We start from the raw sequence: 463 nt of genomic DNA, 5'->3' as shown, positions 1-463 counted from the left end.
ACAGGACGAACATCATGATGTACAGCCCCCACGAGAACACGTTGCGCATCCCCGTGACGACGAGGCCGGTGGTGAGCTGGTAGGCCCACGCGGCGACGCCCACTAAGACGACGGCGGCGAGAAAGCCCACCCAGAGCTTCCCGGCGCTTCCGAACTCGGGGACGACGAACCGCGAGGTGGCGGTCTCTCTCGACATCAGTCGTCACCTCCCTCGAACGCGGGAACGTGCGGAAGCGCGTCGTTCGACAGCGAGCCGTGCGACCCGCCGCCGCCGCTTCCGCCGCTTTCCTCGACCGGACCGTTGTCCTTCGGCTCCGACCAGACCGACACGTCGTCGAGTTCGCTCTCCATCTTGTCCGAGGTCTGCGGTCGACCGGGACTCATCTCCCCGCGGATGTAGTACGTCTTCGGGTCGGTGCCGCGGTCTTCGAGCAGTCGGTGGGTTTCGTACTTCTTGATGTAC

At 65.2% G+C, this 463-nt stretch carries 2 pseudogenes; both read right to left on the bottom strand.

Going from position 1 to position 463, the window contains the following annotated elements:
* A pseudogene (locus DEQ92_RS22505) lies at nt 1–196 on the bottom strand (molybdopterin oxidoreductase); the annotation flags it as partial.
* Nucleotides 196–463, bottom strand: a pseudogene (locus DEQ92_RS22500) (4Fe-4S ferredoxin); the annotation flags it as partial. The pseudogenes DEQ92_RS22500 and DEQ92_RS22505, both read right to left, overlap by 1 nt.

The sequence above is a fragment of the Haloferax sp. Atlit-6N genome, assembly GCF_003383195.1.
In the GTDB taxonomy this organism is placed as follows: domain Archaea; phylum Halobacteriota; class Halobacteria; order Halobacteriales; family Haloferacaceae; genus Haloferax; species Haloferax gibbonsii.
Note: the sequence above shows the minus strand (reverse complement) of the source record. Positions and strands in the feature narration are given on the sequence as shown.